This is a genomic window from Streptomyces sp. AHA2 (assembly GCF_036857595.1).
Taxonomy (GTDB): domain Bacteria; phylum Actinomycetota; class Actinomycetes; order Streptomycetales; family Streptomycetaceae; genus Streptomyces.
Map to the genome: position 1 here is coordinate 1 of NZ_JAUQWJ010000010.1, position 21,972 is coordinate 21,972.

A 21,972-nucleotide genomic window follows, 5' to 3' on the forward strand; every position below is an offset into this window, starting at 1 on the left:
GTGGGCCGGTGGGCCGGTGGGCCGGTGGGCCGGTGGGCCGGTGGGCCGGTGGGCCGGTGGGCCGGTGGGCCGGTGGGCCGGTGGGGCGGTGGGCCGGTGGGCCGGTGGGGCGGTGGGGCGGTGGGGCGAGTCTCGAGCGGGCCGACGCGAGTGGGACCGCGGGCGGCCCGGTCGTGCGACCGCCCGGGACGGGGCGAGGCGGACCGGGGCCGCCGGACGGGGAGGGCCGGCGGCCCGTGGTGCGGCCCGGGCGACGGCCGCCAGGGCCGGGTGGAACGCTCCGGGGTCCGCCCGTTCGGCGCAGGGCGGAGCCCGGAGCGGGTCGGTGCGCCGCGGGTCAGGCGACGGAGCAGGCCGTGCCATTCAGGGTGAAGCCGGCCGGCTTGGCGAAGGTGCCGCTGTACGTGCCCTGGAAGCCGAAGCTCTGGCTCCCGCCGGCCGCGATCCGCGCGTTGTGCGCGGCGGGGCTCGCCGTGACCGCGCCGGAGCTGCCGGACAAGGACGCGTTCCAGGCGCCCGTGACCCGCTGCCCGGACGGCAGGGTGAAGCCGAGCCGCCATCCGTCGACCGGGGCCGAACCGGTGTTCTTCACGGTCACGTCGGCGGTGAAGCCGCCCTGCCAGACGCTGGTCCCGTACGTCACCTGGCAGGCCGTCGCCGGGCCTCCGGGGCCGCCCGGGTCGCCGCCGCCACCGGTGTTGACGGTGGAGGAGAAGGAGTTCACGGCGAGCCCGGCGCCGTTCTGCCAGGGCTCGAAGCCGGCCTGGACGCTGGTCAGGTACCAGTTGCTCTGTGCCAGACCCCGGGCCACGGCCTGGTCGACGAAGTCCATGACGTCGAAGCTCCAGCTCGAGATCGCCGAGGGGGCGACGAAGGAGATCACGTCGTTGGACCCGTTGCTGCCGGTCCACACCTCCCAGCTGCGCCCGCTGACGGAGGCGGTGCCGACCTGGGAGCCGATCGGCTGGATCGGGCCGACCCGGTTGAACCAGATCATGATCTCGGTGCGGTTGACGCCGTCGGTGCGGGGCGTCGGGTCCAGCCAGATGTCGTACGAGGCGTTGTACACCGCGCCGGAGACGTAGCCGTAGGAGATGCTGCTGGGGGCGCTGGAGATGGTGCTGAGCTGCGCCGGCAGGCTGGTACCGGGCGAACAGTTGGTGTAGTGGCAGCCGTTGAAGACCGACGGGTACGACTTCGGCGCGCCGTTGGTGGGCACGGAGCCGTCGGCCTGGGTGAGCCGGAAGCCGGTGTCGGTCGCGGTGACGCACTGCGGGGCGCTGGTGCCCCAGCGGTTGTTCTGGACGACGTAGCGGCCCTGGATCACGGTGGATCCGAACTGCTCGCAGACGACCGTGTCCGCCCGGGCGGGCGCGGTGGCGGCGAGGAGCGCCGCGACGGTGGCGAGCGTGGTGAGCAGCGCGCCGAACAGGGCGCGGACGGTGCGGAGGCGGTGCGGTGACGATCGCATGCGGGGGGCCTCTCTGCGGGGGAACCGGGTTGACAGAGGGTGCTGCGGCAGGGGGGATCGGGAGCGCTCCCACCTCCCCACTGATGGGAGCGCTCCCACCTCACCGGTTTCGGTCGCGACTGTAGGAGCCGTCCGCTGCCCCTGACAACCCGTTAGACGGGAATCCGTCGAACGTATCTCGAAGCGGCAGGTCAGCGAGGCGCGTCGGTCACCCCGACCAACGGGTCGGCCGGACACAGGAGTTGGGAGCGCTCCCGGACGGCCTCACGCCGACTCGCGGACCACCAGCTGCGTCCGCAGGATCACGTGCCGCCACGCCACTTCCGGCTGCTCCATCTCCTCCAGCAGCAGCCGCACCATCGTTCGGCCGATCTCCTCCAGCGGCTGCCGGACGGTGGTCAGGGGCGGGTCGGTGTGCCGGGCGAGCTCGAAGTCGTCGAAGCCGATGACCGCCACGTCGTCGGGCACCCGGCGCCCCGCCGCGCGCAGCACGGCCAGGGCTCCGGAGGCCATGGTGTCGGAGGCGGCGAGGACCGCGTCCACGTCCGGGTGGCGCTCCAGGAGCTCGGCCATCGCCCGGCGTCCGCTCGCCTCCGTGAAGTCGCCCTCGACGGTCCGGGAGGCGGGCGCGGGCAGCCCCGCCTCCTCCAGGGCCTGCCGGTAGCCGCGCAGGCGGCAGCGGGCGACGTACATGTCCAGGGGCCCGGTGATCGCACCGATCGACCTGCGGCCGCCGCGCAGCAGGTGTGCCACCGCCTCGCGGGCGCCGCCCACGTTGTCCGCGTCGACGTAGGTGATCTGCTCGTCGCCGGAGCGGCGGCCCAGCAGCACGGTGGGCAGGCCCGCGTCGGCGAGCATGTCGGGCAGCCGGTCCCCGGCGCGCACCGACATCAGCAGCACACCGTCGACCCGGCCGCCGCGCGCGTACTCGACGAACCGCTGCCGCTCGGCGTCGGTGCGCACCAGGGTGAGCAGCAGTTGCACGGAGGTCTCGGCGAGCGCGTCGCCGACGGCGGTGACCGTCTCGGAGAAGAACGGCTCGCCGAACAGCCGCCAGTCGCGTTCCGTCATGACCAGCGCCACCGCGTCGGCCCGTCGCCCCGCCAGCGACCGCGCCGCCAGGTTGGGCACGTAGCCGAGTTCGGCGATGGCCCGCTGCACGGCTCGGCGGGTGGACTCCCGGACTCCCGCCTCGTTGTTGACGACGCGGGAGACCGTGCCCCGTCCGACGCCGGCGAGCGCGGCCACCTGCTCCAGCGTGGGCGTCGTACCGGGCCGCCGCTTGACCATGTGTCACCCCCAAGGGCGTCGATCTTACGGGCCCCCGGCCCCGCACGACCGAACGCCCTCGTGGTCGTTCAGACGGTGTAGCGCTCGCGCAGTTCCACCTTCCGCACCTTTCCGGACACCGTCATGGGGAAGGAGTCCAGGATCTGCAGCCGGCTCGGGACCTTGTAGTGCGCGAGCCGCCCCGCACAGAAGGCGCGCAGCTCCTCCAGGGTCGGCGCGTCGTCCGGGTCGCGGGCGATGACGCAGGCCAGGACCTCCTCGCCGTAGTGCGGGTGCGGGACGCCCACGACCTGGACGTCCCTGATCTTGGGGTGCGCGTAGAGGAACTCCTCGATCTCGCGCGGGTAGACGTTCTCCCCGCCGCGGATGATCATGTCCTTGATGCGGCCGACGATCTCCACGTAGCCGTCCTCGCGCATGACGGCCAGGTCCCCGGTGTGCATCCAGCGCCCCGCGTCGACGGACTCGGCGGTCTTCTCCGGCTCGTTCCAGTAGCCGAGCATCACGCTGTAACCGCGGGTGCACAGCTCCCCCGCGCTGCCCCGGGGTCGCGTCACCCCGGTCGCCGGGTCGACGACCTTGACCTCGAGGTGGGGCAGGACCCGGCCGACCGTGCCGGTGCGGTGCTCCAGGTCGTCGTCCCGCCGCGTCTGCAGCGACACCGGGGACGTCTCGGTCATGCCGTAGCAGATGGAGACTTCCGCCATGTGCATCTCGGCGACCACCCGCTTCATCACCTCCACCGGGCAGGGCGAGCCCGCCATGATGCCGGTGCGCAGCGAGGAGAGGTCGTAGGAGGCGAAGCCGGGCAGGTTCAGCTCGGCGATGAACATCGTCGGGACGCCGTAGAGGGAGGTGCAGCGCTCCCGCTGGACCGCCTCCAGGGTGGCCTCCGGGTCGAAGGAGGGGGCGGGGATCACCATGCAGGCGCCGTGCGAGGTGGCGGCCAGATTGCCCATGACCATGCCGAAGCAGTGGTAGAAGGGCACCGGGATGCAGATCCGGTCCTGCTCGGAGTAGGCGAGCAGTTCCCCCACGAAGAAGCCGTTGTTGAGGATGTTGTGGTGGGAGAGGGTCGCGCCCTTGGGGAACCCCGTCGTGCCCGACGTGTACTGGATGTTGATGGGGTCGTCGCAGGACAGATCCTCCAGGACCGGGTCGGCGCCCGCCCGGGCGAGGAGCGCGTCCCAGCCGGGGTCGTCGAAGTACACGACCTCGCGCAGCTCCGGGCAGCGGCCCCGCACCTCCTGGACCATCGCCCGGTAGTCGCTGGTCTTGTGGCTGAGGGAGGCGAAGAGCATCGAGACCCCGGCCTGCTTCAGCACGTACTCGACCTCGTGGGTGCGGTACGCCGGGTTGATGTTCACCATGATCGCGCCGAGGCGGGCGGTGGCGTACTGGACGAGCACCCACTCGGGGCAGTTGACCGCCCAGACACCCACCCGGTCGCCTTTGGTGACGCCGGACGCCAGCAGGGCCGACGCCAGCTCCCGCACGGCGGCGCCGAACTGCGCGTAGGTCCAGCGCCGGCCGGACGGCACGTCCACCAGCGCCTCGCGCTCGGGCCAGGCGGCGACCGCCCGGTCCAGGTTCGCCCCGATGGTGTCGCCGAGCAGGGCGGTGCCGCTGGTGCCGTGGCTGTAGGAGTTCACCGGAAGTCCTCCTCGCGGTACTCGGCGTCCGAGCCGGCCGCCGTGGCCTCGCGCAGTGCGATCCGGCGGATCTTGCCGGAGACGGTCTTGGGCAGCTCGCCGAACTCCAGGCGGCGGATGCGCTTGTAGGGGGCGAGGGTCTCGCGGGAGTGCTCGAAGAGGACCTTGGCCGTGTCCGGGCCGGGCTGCCAGCCCTCCGCGAGCACGACGTAGGCCTTGGGGACGGCGAGCCGCAGTTCGTCCGGGGCGGGGACGACCGCCGCCTCGGCCACCGCCTCGTGCTCCAGCAGCGCGCTCTCCAGCTCGAACGGGCTGATCTTGTAGTCGGAGGCCTTGAACACGTCGTCGCTGCGCCCGACGTAGGTGAGGTACCCCTCCTCGTCCCGGGACGCCACGTCACCGGTGCGGTAGTAGCCGCCGGCCATCGCCTCGGCCGTCCGGTCGGCGTCGCCGTGGTAGCCGGTCATCAGGCCGACGGGGCGCTGCGACAGGTCGAGGGCGATCTCCCCCTCCGTGGCGCCCGGCGCGCCGGAGACCGGGTCGAGGAGCTCGACGCGGTACCCGGGGCTGGGACGGCCCATCGAGCCGGTCTTGAGCGGCTGACCGGGGCTGTTGGCGACCTGGACGGCGGTCTCGGTCTGCCCGAAGCCGTCCCGGACGGTGACGCCCCAGGCGCGGCGGACCTGCTCGACGACCTCCGGGTTGAGCGGCTCGCCGGCGGCGACGGCCTCGCGGGGCGGGGTGCGCAGCCGGCCGAGGTCGCTCTGGATGAGCATGCGCCAGACGGTGGGCGGGGCGCAGAAGGTGGTGACGCCCGCCCGGTCCATCTCGGTCATGAGGCGGGCGGCGTCGAAGCGCGTGTAGTTGTGCAGGAAGACGGTCGCCTCGGCGTTCCACGGGGCGAAGAGGTTGGACCAGGCGTGCTTGGCCCAGCCCGGCGAGGAGATGTTCAGGTGCACGTCGCCCGGCTTCAGGCCGATCCAGTACATGGTCGCCAGATGGCCGACCGGGTACGACGTGTGGGTGTGCTCGACGAGTTTGGGCCGGGCGGTGGTGCCGGAGGTGAAGTAGAGCATCAGGGGGTCGTCGGACCGGGTCGGGCCGTCGGGCGTGAAGTCGGCCGAGGCGCCGTAGGCGTCGTCCAGCGGTACCCACCCGGCCGGCACGGAACCGGCGGGGCCTGCGGCGATGCGCGAGTAGTCGCCGGGGACCTCGGCGAACTTCGCGGCGTCCTCGGTCCGGGCGATGACGTGCCGGACCCGGCCGCGTGCCACCCGGTCGCGCAGGTCGGCCGGGCCGAGCAGCGGGGTGGCCGGGATGACCACCGCGCGCAGCTTCATCGCGGCGAGCGCGGTGATCCACAGTTCGGCCTGGTTGCCGAGCATGACGAGGACGCGGTCCTCGGCGCGCACGCCCCGGGCGCGCAGCCAGGTGGCGAACTGGGACGAGCGCACGGACATCTCCCCGAAGGACAGCTGCGTCTCGCGGCCGTCCTCCTCGACGATGTGCAGGGCGGTGCGGGCGTTGCCGCCGGCGATCTCGTCGAACCAGTCGAGGGCCCAGTTGAAGTACTCGGGCCGGGGCCAGCGGAAGCCCTCGTAGGCCGTGGCGTAGTCCTCGCGGTGTTCCAGCAGGAAGTCCCGCGCGCTGCGGAACTCCTCCGTCGCCGATGTCATGCGTCCTCCTCGGTGCCGGACCATTGCCGGGCGGCTGCGAGCCATCGTGTAATCCGTGATGCGGGTCTCACTACCCCCGAACGGGGGGTGGGGCCGCACCGGAGCCGGAACGAAGGGGCGAGCAGGGTGACGGCAGACGTGTCCGAGGCGGTCGAGATTCGCGACGCGCTGCTGCGGCTGCGGCGCGGCACGGGCCTGCCGGTCGCTTTCGGCGGGCTGCTGGAGGCGGGCTCCGGGATGCGCATCAGCGAGCTGAGCGGCACGGCGACCGACGCCCTGCGTTCGCTGGTGGTGACGTCCGGGAACGGGCTGGGCGGCAAGGCGGTGGCGCTGTCCCGGCCGTGCGTGGTGACGGACTACTCGGTCTCCCGCCGGATCAGCCACGAGTACGACGCCCCGGTGGCCGCGGAGGGTCTGCGCTCGGTGCTGGCCGTGCCGCTGGTCGTGGGACACCGGGTGCGCGGGGTGCTGTACGGGGCGCTGCGCACGGCGCTGCCGCTGGGCGGGCGGATGCTGGACGCGGCCGTCGAGGCGGCGCGGGACGCGGAGCGGGCGCTGGCGGTGCGGGACGAGGCCCGCACGCTCGTCGCCGGGGCCGGGACGGGCGCGGGCCGGGAGCAGGTGCGGGAGGCGCACGCGGCCCTGCGGGCGCTGGCCCCGCGGATCGCCGACCCGCGGTTGCGGGCCGAGCTGCTGCGGGCGTGCGCGCTGCTGGCCGCCGACAGCGCCGGTCCCGGCCCCTCGGCCCGGGTGCGGCTCGCCCCGCGCGAGGTGGACGTGCTGGCGTGTGTCGCCGCGGGCGCCACGAACGCGGTCGCCGCCCAGCGCCTGGGCGTGACGCCCGAGACCGTCAAGGCGTACCTGCGGTCGGCCATGCGCAAGCTGCGGGCCCGCACCCGGGGCGAGGCCGTGGTGGCCGCGCGCCGGGCGGGCTGGTTGCCGTAGGTTGGTGGTGCTCCGCCCCGGGCCCGGACCGTGCGGCCGGACGACGGCGCCGCGCCGGAGACGGCGCCGTGTTCCGGGGCAATCGCGGGCCGGTGAATTCGCCGCCCGTACCCGCTTGTTATTTCCCTCACCACACCGTCCCTCCGAAATTCAAAGAGCTGTTGCCTAATATTGGCCAGGACACGACACAGGGAGGGCCGCGGTGACCGTACGACGGGACTTCCAGGAGCCTTCCCGGAGCCGCCCCGACCTGGTCATCGGCCGGGAGGATCTGTTCACGTCGGCCCGTGAGCAGCTCGGCCGGGGGGGCAGTGTGCTGCTGCACGGTCCGGCCGGAATTGGAAAGTCGACCATCCTGCGGGCACTGGCCGCGGATTACGCCGGTCCGGACCGCACGGTGTTGCGCTGCTCGGCGACCGAGTCGGAATCCCATCTGCCCTTCCTGGCCCTGGCCGATCTGTTCGGTCTCGTCCTGGACGACGTCTCCGGGGCCCTGCCCGCCGCCCAGCGCACCGCCCTGGAGTCGGCGCTGACCGGCCGGGGCGAGTCCACGCTCCAGCGGGACGGACTGGCGCTGCGGCTCGCCGTGCTGTCGGCGCTGCGGGCGCTGGCCGCCAGGGGGCCGGTGCTCGTGGTGGCCGACGACCTGCAGTGGCTGGACGCCGCCAGCGCGGAACTGCTCGGCTTCGCCGCCCGCCGCCTCGGGGACACGCCGGTGCAGATGCTGTGCGCGGTGCGCACCGAGGGCGAGGAGTACGACCGCCACCTGCGCGCGTCCCCGCCGGACACGCTCGCCGTCCGGCTGGGCCCGCTCACCCGCACCCAGGTCTCGGCACTGCTGGACCACCGCGGCTACACCCCGCTGTCCCGCTCGACGATCCGCGACATCCACCGCACCAGCGGCGGCAACCCCCTGTTCGCCCTGGAGCTGGGCCGTGCCCTGGCCGAGAGCCCGGCACGTCCGCGGCCCGGTGAGCCCCTGCCGGTGCCGACCTCACTGCGGGCGCTGGTGCTGAGCCGGCTGGAGATGCTGTCGGACGAGGCCCGCCGGACCCTGCTGGTGGCCAGCGCCGGCGCCCGTCCCACGCTGGCGCTGCTGCACGCGGCCGGCCGGGAGCACGCCGAGGCGGAGACGGCCCGGGCCGCGGCCCTGGGTCTGCTGGTCACGGACTCCGAGGCGCCGGCGCTGCGGTTCGCGCACCCGCTGATCTCGGCCGCGCTGTACGCGGAGGCGCCGGCGCGGGAACGGCGGGCGGTGCACGCGGCGCTGTCCACGGCCGCCTCCGATCCGATCGAGCGGGCCCGGCACCTGGCCCTGGCGACCACCGGCACCGACCCCGAGGTCGCGGCCCGGCTCGCCGAGGCCGCCGCCCTGGCCCGGGACCGCGGTGCGCCGTCCGTGGCGGCCTCGCTCGGGCTGCTCGCGGCCCGGCACACCCCGGCGGACAGCGCCCCGGGGCCGGACGAGCGGCGGCTGCTGGCCGCCGAGGACGCGATCACCGCGGGCGAGGCCGATCTCGCCCGGGACATCGCCCGTGACGTGCTGACGCGTGCCACCGTGCCGGCGGAGCGGGTCCGGGCCTGGATGGTCGTCATCGAGGCGGCCGGGCAGGCCCTGGGCGAGGTCGACGCCGTCTTCCCGCAGGTCCTGGCCGACGCGGGCGACGATCCGGGCCTGCTGGCGCTGGTCCACTACCAGCTGGCCTGGCGCGGGCTGGTCGTGGAGGGCGACTTCGCCGAGGCCCGGCAGGAGGCCGCGCACGCGGCGGAGCTGGCGGCCCGGGGCGGGGATCGGCGCACCGAGCTGATGGCGCTGTCCTTCCAGGCGTCCACCGAGACCCTGATGGGCCACCCGGACGCCCCGGCGACGGTGAAGCGGGCGCTGAAGGAGCCGCAGGACCCGTACGTGGCGTGCCATCACAACGGCGCCGGCTCGGCCAGGTTCCGCTGGCTGATCATGAGCGACCAGCTGCCGGAGGCGCGGGCCACGATCACCGCGCTGCTGCGCGAGGTGCGCCGGCGCGGCATGGTCGAGAGCGAGGTGCACTTCCTGCGTTTCCTCGCCGACACCGAACTGCGCTCCGGGCACTGCGGCCGGGCCCTCGACCTCGCGCGCGAGAGCCTGCGCCTGGCCCGGGACTCCGGGATCGGCGAGGGCGCCTCGGCGATGCTCGCCTCCCTCGCGGAGGCCTCGGCCGGGGACGTCGACCGGGCGCTGGCCCTCGCCCGCGAGGCCGCCGACCACGCCGAGGTCGACGGCGACCAGATGTACCTGTCGCGGGCCCTGGCGGCGCTGGGCTACGCCCAGTTGGTGGCCGGGGACCCGGCGGCGGCCGTGCGTTCGCTGCGCCGGGTGCGCGAGCTGGAGCAGGGCCTCGGCATCAACGACCCCGGACGCGGCCGCTGGCACGGCGACCTCGCCGAGGCGCTGGTGCGCATCGGCGAACCGGGCGAGGCCCAGGACCTCATCGACAGCACCCGGGTGCACGCGATGCGGCTGGGCCGGCAGAGCGTGCTGGCCGTGCTGGACCGGGCCGAGGCGCTGGTGCGCGCCGCGCGGGGCGACCACGAGGGCGCACTCGTGCGGCTGACGTCCGTGCAGGACCGGCTGGGCCGGCTCGGGTACGGCCTGGAGGAGGCCCGGGCCGCCTTCGCGCTGGCCCGCCTGCGGGACCGGACGGCCTCCTCGCGCGGCGCGGCGTCCGCCGCCCAGGCTCCGGCGCCCTACGACGAGGCGGCGCGGCTGTTCCGGCGCTGCCGGGCGCTGCCCTGGCTGCGGCAGGTCGACGCGGCCGCCACGGCCGGAGCCACCGCGCCGGCGGCACCGGCCGCCGCGGTGCCGCCCGTCGCGCTCGACGCGCTGGAGGGGCTCGCCTCGATGGAGCGCCAGGTGGCCTCGCTGGTGATGGAGGGGGCGACCAACCGGGAGATCGCGGCCCGGCTGTTCATCAGCGTCAAGACGGTGGAGGCGACCCTGACCCGGGTCTACCGCAAGCTGGGGATACGCTCCCGGGTGGACATCGTCCGGCTGGCCGCGGGCCGCCGCACGACCTGAGCCGGCCGCCGGGCCCAGCCGCCCGACCTGGGTTTGAGCGGCCGGACCGAGGGTTTTCCCTGCCCCAACTCCCTTAGGGGGTTCCCTCATTGGGGGGTCCGCCGCGCCGGGCCTAGCTTGGGGGCGTGCCGCTCGCCGGGCACACGGAGATCCGAACAGCGACGTGAGGGTCACCGTGCACCGCCACCCGCGCGACCCCCCACCGGCAACTCCACGAGGAGACCCATGTTCGGGCTCGACGCCGCCAGGAAGGCGGCCGCCGTCGCCGCGGCGACCGCCGCCGCCACGACCGCGCTGTTCCCCGCGCCCATGGCCGCCGCCGCGCCCAGCCGATCGTCGGCACCACCACGAGAACCACGCGGTTCGTGGCCTGACCGGACTCCCTGAGCAATCCTCAGGTGCGATACCAGGGGGCGTTGCGGGCCTCCACGAGCGGCCCGCAACGCCCCCTCTCCATGCCCGCGTCCGCCTGTCCGTGCGAAGACGCCGACGGCCCGGGGCCCTCGGCGCCACCCGGCTCAGGTCCTCACCGCACCGAAGCGGATGTCGTACGAGACCCCCGGGTGCAGGGTCCGCAGCATCCGCTCCCCCTCGGCGACGACCTCGTCCCGCGCGGCGCGGGTGAGCCGGCCGAACGGCTCGATCACCAGGGCGTCCTCCTCCAGCCGCCACAGGCCGGCGAGGAATCCGTCGACGAGCAGCGTGCGGTGGGCGACGTTCCCCTGCCAGGAGCGGCCCCGGTGCTCGGGCGGGACGACCCGGGTGCGGTCGGCGTGCGAGAGCAGCAGGTTGTCGAACTCGGGCAGGAAGCGCGGCGGTGCCGGGGTGTCCGGATCGGGCCGGGGCGCGTCCGGGAGGTCGAACAGCTCGGTGCCGCTGTCGTCCCGGAAGGTGGCGAGCCCGGGGCGCAGCCGCTCGAACGCCTCGCGCAGCCGGGTCAGCCCGGCCCAGGTCTGCATGTCCTTCACGGAGGCCGGGCCGAAGGCGGCGAGGTAGCGCAGGACGACCTCGTCGGGTGCGGGGGCCGGTTCGGCGGCACGGCCGAGCCAGTGCTCGGCGGTGGTCAGGCGGACCTGGCCGCCGCGCTCCCACAGCCCGCGCGGGGTCACCTGCACCAGCGGAAGCCGGCACCGGGCGGCGACGGCCAGTGCCTGGGGGTCGGCGTCGGGCCACTGCTGCCGCAGGGCCTCGCGCAGCTGGGCCATGGTGCGGGGCTCGGCCTCGACGAGGTCGCGGGCCAGGGCGGTGAGCCGGTCCAGGTCGACGCCGGCCAGGCCCTTGCGGAAGGTGACCAGTTCGCGGTCGCGGGCGGGCTGTACCAGGGGGCGCAGCAGGAGGCAGTCGTCCGCGGTGTGGGTGTGGATGGTGGAGCGCATGGTGACGATCCGGACGGCCGTGCGATCGGCCATCAGCCGGGACAGCGCCGCGGGGGCGAAACCGTCCAGGCGGGCGGCGAGCGCGTAGTAGGGCGGCTTGACGTTCTGCGCCTGGAGGCCGACCAGGTGCTCCACGGCGTCGGCGGCGGACATCCGCGCGGGGCGCAGCAGGAGCTGGCGGTCGAGCGTGGCCCGGTTGAGGGCGCGCGTGCCGAGGACGGGGGCCGTGCCGCTCCGCTTGGTGTGCGTCATGGGGGCACGGTAGCGAGGGTCGCGGACAGGTCCTGTCCGCGACGGCGGAGAGCCGGTGGGTGATCTCCCAGCGCCGTGACCGGCTCCGAGGGACGCCGTTCGGGTCTCCCGCCGGCCGCCCGGCGGGCGGGGCGCCCCGCACGGTGCGAGCGTGGAGGGGACACCGCGGCGGACGGGCACGCCGGGGACGGACGGGACGGAGCACCGCCATGGCTCGGGCGATCTGGACAGGCGTGATCACCTTCGGCCTGGTCACGGTGCCGGTCGGGTTGTTCACGGCGACCGAGGACCACACCGTCCACTTCCACCAGCTCCAGCGCGGCACAGGGGACCGCATCCGCAACCGGCGCGTCAACGAGCGCACCGGCGAGGAGGTCTCCACCGCCGACATCGTCAAGGGCTACGAGGTGGGAGAGGGCGAGTACGTGATCGTCGAGCCGGACGAGCTGGACGAGATCGCGCCCGGCCGGTCCAAGACCATCGAGATCTCCGACTTCGTCGACCTGGACCGGATCGAGCCGGTGTACTTCGCCCGCACCTACTACGTCGCCCCGCGCGGCGAGGAGTACCTCAAGGTCTACGAGTTGCTGCGCGCGGCGCTGGAGAAGACCGGCAAGGCGGGCGTGGCCACGTTCGTCATGCGGAACAAGCAGTACCTGACGGCGCTGCGGGCCGAGGAGAAGCTCCTGGTGCTGCAGACGCTGCACTGGGCCGACGAGGTCCGTGACCCGGGCACGGAGCTGCCCGAGCTGCCCTCCCGCCGGGCCGGGCGCGGCAAGGAGCTGGACATGGCGCTGCGGCTGGTGGACGCCCTGAGCGGTCCGTGGGAGCCGCGGCGCTACCACGACACGTACCAGGAGAAGGTCCGCGAACTGGTGAAGGCGAAGGCCAAGGGACAGGAGGTCGCCGTGGCCGAGGGTCCGCCCGAGGCCACCGACGTCGTCGACCTGATGGCGGTGCTGGAGAGCAGCCTCGCCCAGGCCGGCGCGTCCGGTGGCGGGAAGCGGTCCGGATCGCGGCGGCCGCAGTCCGGGTCCGCGTCACGATCGGGGTCCGGCCGGTCCGGGTCCCGGTCGGGGCCGGGGTCGGGGTCGGGGAAGGATTCCGGGCGGGGTGCGTCCGCGCGGTCGGTGTCCCGGCGCTCCGAAGCCGCCGGGAAGGACTCCGGCGGGGCCGCGTCCGGGGGCTCGCGGCCGCAGCGGGCGCGGCCGCCGAGGGACCGCGGGCGGGGGACGAGCCGCAGCGAACTGCGGCGGCTCAGCAAGAGCGAGCTGTACGAGCGGGCCAGCGAGCAGGGCATCGAGGGCCGGTCGAGGATGACGCGTGACCAGTTGGTCGACGCCCTGGCCCGGCCGGGTCGCCGCCGCGCCGAGAGCGCCGCCTGAGGCCGGGGTAGCGGCGCGCGCCACGGGTACCCGGGCGGTCCCGGTGAAGGGAGGCCCCATGGGCAGAAGCCCGCTGCCCGTGCCGACGGCGACGATCGCCGCCGCGCACGGTGCTTTCAACCTCGTGGGCGGCCTGTGGCCGCTGGTGCACCTGCGCAGCTTCGAGTGGGTCTTCGGGCCGAAGACCGACGAGTGGCTGCAGATGACCACGGGCGGGCTGCTGGCGGGCGCCGGCCTCACGCAACTGGCCGCCGCCGCCGACGCCGAGGGTCCCCGGCACGCCCGGCGCGTCGGCCTCGTCACCGCCGTCACCCTGCTGGCCGTCGATCTGGTGTACGTCCCCAAGAGGCGGCTGCGGCCGACGTACCTCCTGGACGCCGCGATGGAGGCGGCCTGGATCGCCGCCTGGCTGCGGGGCACCCCCGCGGCCCGGGGCGCGAGGTCCGGGAGGCACGGACGATGAACGCACGGCTGCCCTTCACCCCGCCCGGCCGCCCGCTGGACGGTCAGGAACTGCAGAAGCTCGCCGCGGCCGTCGCCGGGAAGGAGGAGGTGTGGACCGACCTGCTGGAACACCCCACCGACGACCGCGGCTACGCGGAGGTCTTCCTCGACGAGCACGTGGGCGTGTGGGTCCTGGAGTGGACGGACGACGGGCATGACACCGGCTACCACGACCACGACCGCTCGGCGGGGGCCGTGCACGTGGCGCGCGGCGCGATCCGCCACGAGCACCTGCGGCTCGGGGAGCGGCCGATCGGTGACCGGGTGCCGGCCGGAGAGGGCTTCTGCTTCGACGAGACCTTCATCCACCGCATGCGCCGGGAGCCGGGAGCGGGCCCGACCGTCACCATCCACGCCTACTCCCCGCCCCTGGAGCGGACCGGCCAGTACGGCGAGCTGGAGGACGGGCTGCTGCACCGCGTGCCCACCGGCTCGGAGGAGCACCTCTCCCCCAAGGGCCGCCAGGGCACTCCCAGCACATCCTCCCGTCGCGAGGGCGGGGAGTCCGGGTCGTGAGCGCGCGCGACAGATTCACGGGGCCGGTCCGTGGGGCCGCGAGCCCGGCGGCCTCCGCGTCCCGGCCGGTCGCCGTGGTCGAGGCCGGATTCCGTGCGCTGGCCCGGCTGCGCCGTGCGCCGGCCCTGCATCCCCAGGGGCTCACCTGCACGGGCGAGCTGGAGGTGCTGGACGACGGTCGCGGGCCGTGGGGCGTGCCGTGGCTGGACACGCCGAGGCGGCTGGCGGCGCAGGTCCGGCTCTCGCGCGCGGGCGGCCTGCCGCGGCGGCTGCCGGACGGGCTGGGCCTCGCCGTCCGGGTGGCGGACGCCGACGGTCCGGACCGGACTTTGGACCTGCTGATGACCAGCAGCGGCCGCGGCCGGGCCGGCCGGCATCTGCCGCTGCCGCGCGCCGACGCGCTGCGCGGCCCGTACTCCAGCCTGCTGCCGTACCGGGTGGCCGGCCGCTCGTGTCTCCTGGCCGCCTTCCCCCGCCGGACCCGGCAGGCGCCGGTGCCCGGTGATCCGGAGGGGATGGCCGCCGCGCTGGCCGCCGGGCCGCTGGTCTACGACCTGTGCGCGGAGAGGGACGACCGGTCCTGGCGGCGGTTCGCGGTGCTCACGGTGCGGGACGTACTGCCCGTGGAGGGGGAGGACACCCTCGACTTCGACCCCTACCGCCACAGCGTGCGCGCGTTCGCGCCGGGCGCCGCCCTGGCAGCCACCCGCCGTGCCGCGTACCGCGGCTCCCGGGTGGGCCGCGGATCCCGCCGCGAGCTGCCCTGACCGACCGGCCGGGCTCGAATCGTCCTGCCCCGCTCGCGGCGCGAGATGACACCATCGCCCGGTACCCGGTGAGCGCCGCCCGGCCGGGAGCGGGCCGGCCGGGCGGCGCTCACCGGGTACCGGGCGGCGGTCTGGGCCGTCGGCCGGGCGGCGGGCAGGCGGCGCGGGCCCGTAGGGCGTGGTCCGGCCCGTCGGCCGGGCGGCGGGCAGGCGGGGACGGTCTGGGCCGTCGGTCGGCGGTGATCTGGCGAGCGGCCGAGCGCGGACCCACCCGGCTGCGGGCGACCGAGCGCCGACAGGCCGGGCGCGGCCTGGGCCGTCGGCGGGCAGTGGCCTGGCGGGCGCGGGCCCGTAGGGCGCGGTGTGAGCCGTCGGCCGAGCAGCGGGCTACTAGTGGGCGCGGCCCGGCCGGGCTCGACCTGGGCCATCGGCCGGACTGGGGCCTCAGGCCGCGCCGGGCTGCGGCCGAGCGCCGACTCGCCGGGCGCGGCCTGGGCCGTCGGCGGGCGGTGGTCTGGGGGGCACAGGCCCCGGCCGGGCGCGACCTCGGCCACCGGCCGGAGTGCGGACTGGGCCGCAGACCGCGCCGGACCGCGGGCTCGCGGGCCGACCGAGCGCCGACTCGCCGGGCGGTGCCCTGGCGGGCGCGGGTCGGGCCGGGCGGCGGGCCCGCCGTCAGCCGGGGGCGGCCGGTGGCATGCCGCCGTCGTCCGATCCCGGCTGACGGCGCGTTCTCGTCCCTGCGCGGACCCGCGCCGTCAGCCGCCCGCCGGACCGGCGGCCTCGGCGGTGCCGTTCAGTCTCCCGTCGTCTTCCCCACCAGCGCGCCGTACGCCAGCTGCAGCGTGTCGGCTCCGGCGAGGGCCGTCAGCGTGCCCATGGCCGTGCGGGTCGCCCGGGGCCAGAGCAGCTGACCGGCCGTGAGGGCCGAGGCCACCCAGACGCTCATGCAGAACGGGCAGGTCGCCAGCTCGCCGACCGTGTGGCGGCCGTCGGGCTGCGCCTCCTCCTCCAGTTCGGCCGGGCCCTGCGGGCCGACGTACCGGGTGAAGGGGGCCCGCAGGGGGCTGGTCACCGATGCCTTGCTGAGCAGGCGGCTCAGACGGAAGGTCGCGACCGCGGTCAGGGCGACGTCCCACGGCTCGGGACGCACCGGCACGGGACGGCCGCGCAGCCGTACCGCGGTGGCCCAGGCCGTGGTGAACACCGCGAACCCCGTCATGGCGGCGGCGTATCCGCCCAGCGGCCGGTCGTGGCCGTCGGAGTAGCCCCGTTCGGTGCGGCGGAGCAGTCCACGCAGCTTCTGTGCCGGGCGGCTCTCCGCCACGGATGTCATGTTCATGTTCATTACCTGTTCGAGCTGCGCTTTCCTTGTCCGGTGAGGGCGTGGTTCGGTGCGGTGTGCCGGCCGCCGTTCTGATGGCGCAGGCGCACCTCGACCCGGTTGTCGGTGATCCGGGTCTCGAAGGAGGGTTGCGGGGCGGTGGCGGGGCCGCGGACGTTCCAGCCGTCGGAGAGACGGAAGACGCTGCCGTGCCAGGGGCAGCGCACGCAGCCGTCGGCGACGGTGCCCTCGGAGAGGGGGCCGGCCAGGTGGCTGCACCGTTCGGCCAGGGCGTGGATCTGCCCGCCGGTCTCGCGCACGACCAGCACCGGCACGTCGTCCACCGTGCGCCGCACCGGCTCGCCGGCCGGGAACTCGTCGACGGTGCCGACGGCGTGCCAGCCCTCGGAGACGACGTGCGGGACCTCCTCGGCGTGGTTGGCGCCGGAGGCCTGCCGGTAGGCCATGTGGCCGCCCAGCATGCCGCCGAGGCCGACCGCCGTCAGCCCCAGGAAGCCGTAGGCCCGGCCCGCCGTCTCCCGGCCCTTGGCGCGGCAGGCGAGCGAGGTCGCGTACAGCCCGACGGCCGTGATGTTGGACAGGGCGTGCACGAGGCCTACGCGCTGCTGCTGGCGGTGCAGCTCAGCCCAGTCGACCCAGCCGGCCAGGGCCGCCGGGGCCGCGGCCCCGAGCCCGACGCCGATCAGCAGCCGCGCCTCGCGGGAGCGGCCGGGACGCAGGTCCAGTACCGCCGCCGACAGCCAGCTCCCGATCGGCACCTGCACCATCAGCGGGTGCACGGGGTGCCCCATCCACCGGCCGTGCAGCAGGTCGCGGCCGCGTCCCAGCGGCAGGGCCCGCACGCCCTTGCGGAGCGTGTCGATCACCGCGTCGGCCCCGGACTCGCGCTCCAGGCGGTCCAGCAGCCACAGCATCCGGTTCTGCCGCAGCAGGCGGCGTCGCATGGTGGTCATGCCCGGCCGGGTCCCCACCGACCGGGACGGCAAACGGAGCCGGGGACGGCGGTGGCCCACGTCAGCCGCCCGGCCGGATGACCGCGCGGACGCAGCCGTCGTCCTTGTCCTTGAACATCTCGTACGCCCGGGGTGCCTCGTCCAGGGAGACGGTGTGGGTCGCCAGGTGTGAGGTGCTCAGCTCCCCGGCCGCCAGCCGGTCCAGCAGCATCGGGATGTAGCGCTGGCCGTGCTGCTGGGCGCCCCGGATCGTCAGGCCCTTGTTGATCACCGCGCCCAGGGGGAACTTGTCGACGGCGCCGCCGAAGACGCCGAGCACGAAGACGGTGCCGCCCTTGCGGCAGGCGTGGATGGCCTGGCGTACGGCGGTGGGACGGTCGGTCTGCAGGCGCAGCTGCTGCTTCACCTGGTCGTACAGGTGCGCGGGGCCGTCGCTGTGGGCCTCCATGCCGACCGCCTCGATGCACACGTCGGGTCCGCGGCCGCCGGTGCGTTCGCGCAGTTCGGCGCCGACGTCGGTGGCGGTGTAGTCGATGACCTCGCTGCCGATGTGGCGTTCGGTCATCTCCAGCCGTTCGGGGATGCGGTCGATGGAGATGACCCGCTCCGCGCCCAGCAGGATCGCGGCGCGGGCCGCCATCTGGCCGACCGCCCCGCAGCCCCACACGGCGACGACGTCACCGGGCTTGACGCCTCCGAGGTCGGCGCCCATCCAGCCGGTCGGCACCGAGTCCGACACGAACAGGGCGCTGGCGTCGTCGACGCCCTCCGGGACGGAGAAGGCACCGTGGTCGGCGAACGGCACCCGGACGTACTCGGCGTGGCTGCCGCGCAGTCCGCCCATGGCGTGCGAGTAGCCGAAGATGCCGCCGGTGTCGGCGCCGAAGAGGGCCTGCCCGATGCCGGGGTTGGTGTTGGTGTTGTCGCACAGGGACCACAGGTCGTGGGTGCAGTACCAGCAGCGGCCGCAGCCGATGAAGGAGCAGACCACCACCCGGTCGCCCACCGTGTGCTTGCGTACGGCGGCACCGACCTCGACGACCTCGCCGATGAACTCGTGGCCGATCACGTCACCGGCCCGCATGAAGGGGATGTAGCCGCCGATGAGGTGCAGATCGGAGCCGCACGTGGTACCCGCGATGAGCTTGACGATCACGTCGTGGTCGTTGCGCAGGGCGGGATCGGGCACCTGCTCGACGGAGAGCTTGTTGACGCCTTCCCAGCACAGGGCCTTCACAGCACTCCCTCCCCGCCGGCGCGGCGGCTCAGCAGCCCGACGAGCTTCCCGCCGGGGGTGTCGTGGGTGGTCGGGGGCGAGTCGGGTTCCATCACCTCGCCCACCTCCAGCAGTGACTTGGCGTCCCGCAGGGCGCGGCGCAGGTCCTGGTCGGGATCCTGTCCGGCGAGCCGGGCGGGCAGCGAGTGCGCGGCCGGCGACGGGGCGTCCCTCAGGCGGACCGCGAGTTCGGTGCCCCGGTCACCGGGGGCGGGGGTGATGCGGGTCTCGATGCGGTCGCCGTACTCCCGCAGGGGTGCGGGCAGCTTCTCGGCCTGGAGCTCCGCGGGGTCGACGTTGACCGTGACGGTCAGCCAGCGTTCACCGGCGGAGGCGTCGGAGGGGCCGGCCGTCGTGCGCTGCCAGGCGATGACGGCGCCGGCGGTCAGTCCGGCGGCGGCCGCCAGCAGTGCTTTGCCTTTCGCCATCGCGGATCACATCCTCCGGGTGCCGGTGGCGGTGCGGCGGGTGAGGAGGGCACCCAGGGCGATCATGCCGATGCCCAGGAAGAAGTGCAGCCAGTCGTCGGCGGTGTTCAGCGGGACGAAGTTGGCGGCGCTGTCATGGCCGATGATCAGGCCGTACAGCCACAGGACGAGGTAGATGGCGCCGCCGGCCAGCAGGTAGGTGCGGGCGGCCGAGGCGCTGCGGGACATGGCCAGGCCGGCCACGCCGAAGGCGAGGTGGACCAGGTTGTGCAGGATGGAGATCTGGAAGATGCCGAGCAGTTCGGCACCGGAGTCGTGCGAGGCGAACTTCATCGAGTCGTAGTCGGTGGTGATCCCCGGTATGAAGCCCAGGATGCCGACCAGCAGGAACACTGCTCCCACCAGCAGTGCCGCCGTCTGGACGGGGGTGCGGGCACCGGTCGTCGGCTGGGTGCGTGAGCTCATGGCGGTGGCCTTCCGGCGTGGGGGGCGCGTCACGTCGAGCGCCCGGTGCGCGGCGAGTACCCCCGTCACGCCGTGCAATCGCCCCGTTTCCCGGCCGCGTTTCCGGGGGCGGCGGGCGGGCACTCGCCGCGCCATGGATCCCAGTCGCCGCCCACCACTCGCCGACAGCTCGCTCGCCCTGCTGGCCAAGGGGTACACCTGGCTGCCCGACCGCAGGCGCCGCACCGACGCCCCGCTGGTGCGCGCCCGCCTCATGGGTCAGCACGCCGTGGCCCTGTACGGCCCGCAGGCGGTGCGCTTCTTCTACGACGAGCGGCACGTCGAGCGCGGCTCGGCACTGCCCGGCCCGGTGCTGAGCACACTGTTCGGGCACGGGGCCGTGCACACGCTGGACGGGCCGCGGCACCGCGGCCGCAAGGGGATGTTCCTGTCCCTGCTCACCGGGCCGCAGGCGGTCGCCGGGGTCGTGGACGCCGTCGCCGCGGACTGGGACGAGACGGTGCGCTCCTGGCCCGGCCGCCGGATCGTGCTGTTCGACGAGGCGAGCCGGGTGCTCACCCGGGGCGTGTTCCGCTGGGCCGGGATCCCGCTCGAGGACGGCGACGCGGTGGCGGCGGACCTGGTGTCGCTGGTCGACGGTTTCGCCACGGCGGGGCCCCGCCACTGGCGTGCCCGCCGGGCCCGCGCCCGCCTGGAGGACCGGCTGGGCGCTCTGGTCGAGGACGTGCGCGCCGGTGGGGCGGCGGCCGCGGACGGGTCCGTCCTGGACGTGGTGGCCCGGCACCGCGACGCCGACGGACGGCTCCTCGATGCGCACACCGCCGCGGTCGAACTGCTCAACGTCGTCCGCCCCACCGTCGCGGTGTGCTGGTTCATCGCCTACGCCGGGCACGCGCTGCGCCGCCCGGACGTCCGCGAGGAGCTGCGCGGCGGCGACCCGGCCTACGCCGTGGCCTTCGCCCACGAACTGCGGCGCTTCTACCCCTTCGCGCCGTTCGTCGGCGGCCGGGCCGTCGCGGACCTGGACTGGCACGGCGAGCCGATCCCGCAGGGCGCGATGGTCCTGCTCGACCTGTACGGGCAGAACCACGACCCCGAAGTCTGGGAGGAGCCCTACGCCTTCGCGCCGCGACGCTTCCTCGGGCACCCGCCCGCCCGGGACGAACTGATCCCCCAGGGCGGCGGCGACCCGGCCACCGGCCACCGCTGCCCCGGCGAGGACATCACGATCGCCCTGCTGGCGGCCCTCGCACCCCGCCTGGCCGGGCTGGAGTACGACGTCCCCGAGCAGGACCTGAGGATCCCGCTGAACCGTCTGCCCGCGCGGATCCGCAGCGGCTTCGTCATGGAGTCCGTCCGGGTCCCGGTGCCCGCCGGACGGGCGGCGCCGGTGCCCACGGCCTGAACGAACGGCAGGAAGGCCCGCCCCTCACCCGGGCGGGCCTTCCTGCTCCCTGCCGGACCCTTCCCGTCAGGCGCGGGACCATCGCCGTCCGGCCGTCACCACCGCCCCCGTCAGCGCGGCCGCCACGGCCACCCGGCGCAGCGCCGTGCGGCTGCGGCCGCCCCAGCCGCCGTGCACCGCTCCCTCACCGGGGTCCGGGACGTGCAGGGCGCCGTGGGACGCGGGGGCTTGTTCGTCGTGGTCGAGGTGGCCTTTGTGGGTCTGCCGGGCCATCGCCCGCTCCGCGAGCGCCGGTGTCATCCGGGACTGACGGACCAGGGCGCGGCCCGCCGGCCCGACCACGACCTCGCGGCGCGGGTGGCGCACCAGGGCCACGACCTCCCGGGCGACCCGCTCGGGGCTGTAGACGGGCGGCATGGCCACCACCTTGCGCCCGGTGTGGTTGGCCGCCTGCTGGAAGTGCGGGGTGTCGATGGTCGCGGGCAGCACCGTGCACACGTCGATGCCCTTGACCCCTTCGAGCCGCAACTGCTGCCGCAGACTCGCGCCGAGGGCCCGTACGGCGTGCTTGGACATGCCGTAGGGGTGGCTGTACGGCTGGGCGACGACCCCGACGATCGACGAGATGTTGATCAGCGTGCCGCTGCCCTGCTCCCGCATCACCGGCAGGGCCGCCCGGGCTCCGTGGACGTACCCCATGACGTTGACGTCCAGGACCCGGCGGAAGTCCTCCAGGGGCACGTCCTCGAACCGGCCGAAGGCGTTGACGGCGGCGTTGTTGACCCAGACGTCGATCCGGCCGAACTCGTCCACCGCGCGCCGGGCCAGGTCCTCGACGGCCTTCGGGTCGGTCGTGTCGGTCGGCACCACGAGGGTCCTGGCCCCCTTGTGCCTCTCGCACTCCCGGGCCGCCGCCCGCAGTGCCTCCTCACGCCGGGCGGCCAGCACCACGGCGCAGCCCTTGCGGGCGAAGGCCTCGGCCGTGGCCCGGCCGATCCCGCTCGACGCCCCGGTCACCACCACCACGTGATCGCGCAGTCGCATCCCGTACCCTCCTCACATCCGGCCGGACCGGCGTTGTCGTGCCCGGCTCCGCGGCGCACCGGGTACCCCCGCTCCGGGCGGCGGCACCGCCTTTCCGCCCGCCATGGGCCGCGCCCCCCGGCGGCCCCGTGACCACGGGGCGAGCGGGGAGAGCGGGGTCACAGGCA

The 21,972-nt window shown here is 74.9% G+C and carries 18 protein-coding genes; 7 read left to right on the top strand and 11 right to left on the bottom strand.

The annotated features are described in order from the left end of the window. Window positions 1–337 precede the first annotated feature (337 nt). From Q5694_RS20945 to Q5694_RS20960, 4 genes are all read right to left on the bottom strand, one after another. Complete coding sequence (locus Q5694_RS20945; protein ID WP_333934724.1) at window positions 338–1,471, bottom strand: GH12 family glycosyl hydrolase domain-containing protein; 1,134 nt, start codon at window positions 1,469–1,471, stop codon at window positions 338–340. A gap of 264 nt (window positions 1,472–1,735) precedes the next feature. Next, the gene (locus Q5694_RS20950; protein ID WP_333934725.1) at window positions 1,736–2,761 is read right to left on the bottom strand and encodes a LacI family DNA-binding transcriptional regulator; all 1,026 of its coding nucleotides are present in this window, start codon (window positions 2,759–2,761) and stop codon (window positions 1,736–1,738) included. A 68-nt stretch (window positions 2,762–2,829) separates the two neighbouring features. Continuing rightward, window positions 2,830–4,413 (bottom strand): AMP-binding protein, encoded by a 1,584-nt coding sequence (locus Q5694_RS20955; RefSeq protein WP_333934726.1) that lies wholly within the window; start codon window positions 4,411–4,413, stop codon window positions 2,830–2,832. Further along, window positions 4,410–6,089 carry an AMP-binding protein gene (locus Q5694_RS20960; RefSeq protein WP_333934727.1) on the bottom strand — a complete coding sequence of 560 codons (1,680 nt, stop codon included), beginning with the start codon at window positions 6,087–6,089 and terminating at the stop codon, window positions 4,410–4,412. The genes Q5694_RS20955 and Q5694_RS20960 overlap by 4 nt, the downstream gene beginning before the upstream one ends. Window positions 6,090–6,215: 126 nt before the next feature. Here Q5694_RS20960 and Q5694_RS20965 point away from each other — a divergent pair, with 126 nt between their 5' ends. Both Q5694_RS20965 and Q5694_RS20970 read left to right on the top strand, forming a co-directional pair. Then, window positions 6,216–7,034 carry a LuxR C-terminal-related transcriptional regulator gene (locus Q5694_RS20965; protein ID WP_333934728.1) on the top strand — a complete coding sequence of 273 codons (819 nt, stop codon included), beginning with the start codon at window positions 6,216–6,218 and terminating at the stop codon, window positions 7,032–7,034. 202 nt (window positions 7,035–7,236) lie between these two features. Then, window positions 7,237–10,089, top strand: coding sequence for a helix-turn-helix transcriptional regulator (locus Q5694_RS20970; RefSeq protein WP_333934729.1), 2,853 nt, complete (start codon window positions 7,237–7,239; stop codon window positions 10,087–10,089). 518 nt (window positions 10,090–10,607) lie between these two features. Here Q5694_RS20970 and Q5694_RS20975 read toward each other — a convergent pair. Then, window positions 10,608–11,717 (bottom strand): winged helix DNA-binding domain-containing protein, encoded by a 1,110-nt coding sequence (locus Q5694_RS20975; protein WP_333934730.1) that lies wholly within the window; start codon window positions 11,715–11,717, stop codon window positions 10,608–10,610. A 209-nt stretch (window positions 11,718–11,926) separates the two neighbouring features. Here Q5694_RS20975 and ku point away from each other — a divergent pair, with 209 nt between their 5' ends. Genes ku through Q5694_RS20995 form a run of 4 tightly spaced genes read left to right on the top strand, consistent with a single transcriptional unit; the run spans window position 11,927 to window position 14,889 of the window. Next, complete coding sequence (gene ku, locus Q5694_RS20980) at window positions 11,927–13,102, top strand: non-homologous end joining protein Ku (RefSeq protein ID WP_333934731.1); 1,176 nt, start codon at window positions 11,927–11,929, stop codon at window positions 13,100–13,102. Window positions 13,103–13,160: 58 nt separating this feature from the next. Next, entirely contained in the window at window positions 13,161–13,565 is a 405-nt protein-coding gene (locus tag Q5694_RS20985) for a hypothetical protein (RefSeq protein WP_333934733.1), read from the top strand. Next, entirely contained in the window at window positions 13,562–14,122 is a 561-nt protein-coding gene (locus tag Q5694_RS20990) for a cysteine dioxygenase (RefSeq protein WP_333934734.1), read from the top strand. Before Q5694_RS20985 ends, Q5694_RS20990 begins: the two co-directional genes overlap by 4 nt. Next, complete coding sequence (locus Q5694_RS20995) at window positions 14,119–14,889, top strand: phosphodiesterase (RefSeq protein ID WP_333934735.1); 771 nt, start codon at window positions 14,119–14,121, stop codon at window positions 14,887–14,889. The genes Q5694_RS20990 and Q5694_RS20995 overlap by 4 nt, the downstream gene beginning before the upstream one ends. A 796-nt stretch (window positions 14,890–15,685) precedes the next feature. Here the strand turns inward: Q5694_RS20995 and Q5694_RS21000 are convergent. The 5 genes from Q5694_RS21000 to Q5694_RS21020 form a co-directional block, all read right to left on the bottom strand. Next, window positions 15,686–16,225: a DUF1360 domain-containing protein gene (locus tag Q5694_RS21000; protein ID WP_333934956.1), complete on the bottom strand. Its 540-nt coding sequence runs from the start codon at window positions 16,223–16,225 to the stop codon at window positions 15,686–15,688. 11 nt (window positions 16,226–16,236) lie between these two features. Next, window positions 16,237–17,187 carry a Rieske 2Fe-2S domain-containing protein gene (locus Q5694_RS21005; RefSeq protein WP_443040912.1) on the bottom strand — a complete coding sequence of 317 codons (951 nt, stop codon included), beginning with the start codon at window positions 17,185–17,187 and terminating at the stop codon, window positions 16,237–16,239. A 61-nt stretch (window positions 17,188–17,248) separates the two neighbouring features. Next, window positions 17,249–18,424: a zinc-dependent alcohol dehydrogenase gene (locus Q5694_RS21010; protein ID WP_333934736.1), complete on the bottom strand. Its 1,176-nt coding sequence runs from the start codon at window positions 18,422–18,424 to the stop codon at window positions 17,249–17,251. Beyond that, a complete protein-coding gene (locus Q5694_RS21015; protein ID WP_333934737.1) occupies window positions 18,421–18,891 on the bottom strand; it encodes a hypothetical protein in 471 nt (156 codons plus the stop codon). The genes Q5694_RS21010 and Q5694_RS21015 overlap by 4 nt, the downstream gene beginning before the upstream one ends. 6 nt (window positions 18,892–18,897) lie before the next feature. Further along, window positions 18,898–19,356 (bottom strand): DUF4383 domain-containing protein, encoded by a 459-nt coding sequence (locus Q5694_RS21020; RefSeq protein ID WP_333934738.1) that lies wholly within the window; start codon window positions 19,354–19,356, stop codon window positions 18,898–18,900. A gap of 133 nt (window positions 19,357–19,489) precedes the next feature. Between Q5694_RS21020 and Q5694_RS21025 the strand changes: the two genes are divergently transcribed. Continuing rightward, window positions 19,490–20,761 (top strand): cytochrome P450, encoded by a 1,272-nt coding sequence (locus Q5694_RS21025; protein WP_333934739.1) that lies wholly within the window; start codon window positions 19,490–19,492, stop codon window positions 20,759–20,761. A 66-nt stretch (window positions 20,762–20,827) separates the two neighbouring features. Here the strand turns inward: Q5694_RS21025 and Q5694_RS21030 are convergent, their stop codons facing one another. Further along, complete coding sequence (locus Q5694_RS21030) at window positions 20,828–21,805, bottom strand: SDR family oxidoreductase (RefSeq protein ID WP_333934740.1); 978 nt, start codon at window positions 21,803–21,805, stop codon at window positions 20,828–20,830. Window positions 21,806–21,972 lie beyond the last annotated feature (167 nt).

What these genes read in the sequence shown, in the direction of transcription:
- Q5694_RS20945 (WP_333934724.1), bottom strand. Translation starts at nt 1,471, where the DNA reads ATGCGATCGTCACCGCACCGCCTCCGCACCGTCCGCGCCCTGTTCGGC.
- Q5694_RS20950 (WP_333934725.1), bottom strand. Translation starts at nt 2,761, where the DNA reads ATGGTCAAGCGGCGGCCCGGTACGACGCCCACGCTGGAGCAGGTGGCC.
- Q5694_RS20960 (WP_333934727.1), bottom strand. Translation starts at nt 6,089, where the DNA reads ATGACATCGGCGACGGAGGAGTTCCGCAGCGCGCGGGACTTCCTGCTG.
- Q5694_RS20975 (WP_333934730.1), bottom strand. Translation starts at nt 11,717, where the DNA reads ATGACGCACACCAAGCGGAGCGGCACGGCCCCCGTCCTCGGCACGCGC.
- ku (WP_333934731.1), top strand. Translation starts at nt 11,927, where the DNA reads ATGGCTCGGGCGATCTGGACAGGCGTGATCACCTTCGGCCTGGTCACG.
- Q5694_RS20985 (WP_333934733.1), top strand. Translation starts at nt 13,161, where the DNA reads ATGGGCAGAAGCCCGCTGCCCGTGCCGACGGCGACGATCGCCGCCGCG.
- Q5694_RS20990 (WP_333934734.1), top strand. Translation starts at nt 13,562, where the DNA reads ATGAACGCACGGCTGCCCTTCACCCCGCCCGGCCGCCCGCTGGACGGT.
- Q5694_RS21000 (WP_333934956.1), bottom strand. Translation starts at nt 16,225, where the DNA reads ATGACATCCGTGGCGGAGAGCCGCCCGGCACAGAAGCTGCGTGGACTG.
- Q5694_RS21005 (WP_443040912.1), bottom strand. Translation starts at nt 17,187, where the DNA reads ATGACCACCATGCGACGCCGCCTGCTGCGGCAGAACCGGATGCTGTGG.
- Q5694_RS21015 (WP_333934737.1), bottom strand. Translation starts at nt 18,891, where the DNA reads ATGGCGAAAGGCAAAGCACTGCTGGCGGCCGCCGCCGGACTGACCGCC.
- Q5694_RS21020 (WP_333934738.1), bottom strand. Translation starts at nt 19,356, where the DNA reads ATGAGCTCACGCACCCAGCCGACGACCGGTGCCCGCACCCCCGTCCAG.
- Q5694_RS21025 (WP_333934739.1), top strand. Translation starts at nt 19,490, where the DNA reads ATGGATCCCAGTCGCCGCCCACCACTCGCCGACAGCTCGCTCGCCCTG.
- Q5694_RS21030 (WP_333934740.1), bottom strand. Translation starts at nt 21,805, where the DNA reads ATGCGACTGCGCGATCACGTGGTGGTGGTGACCGGGGCGTCGAGCGGG.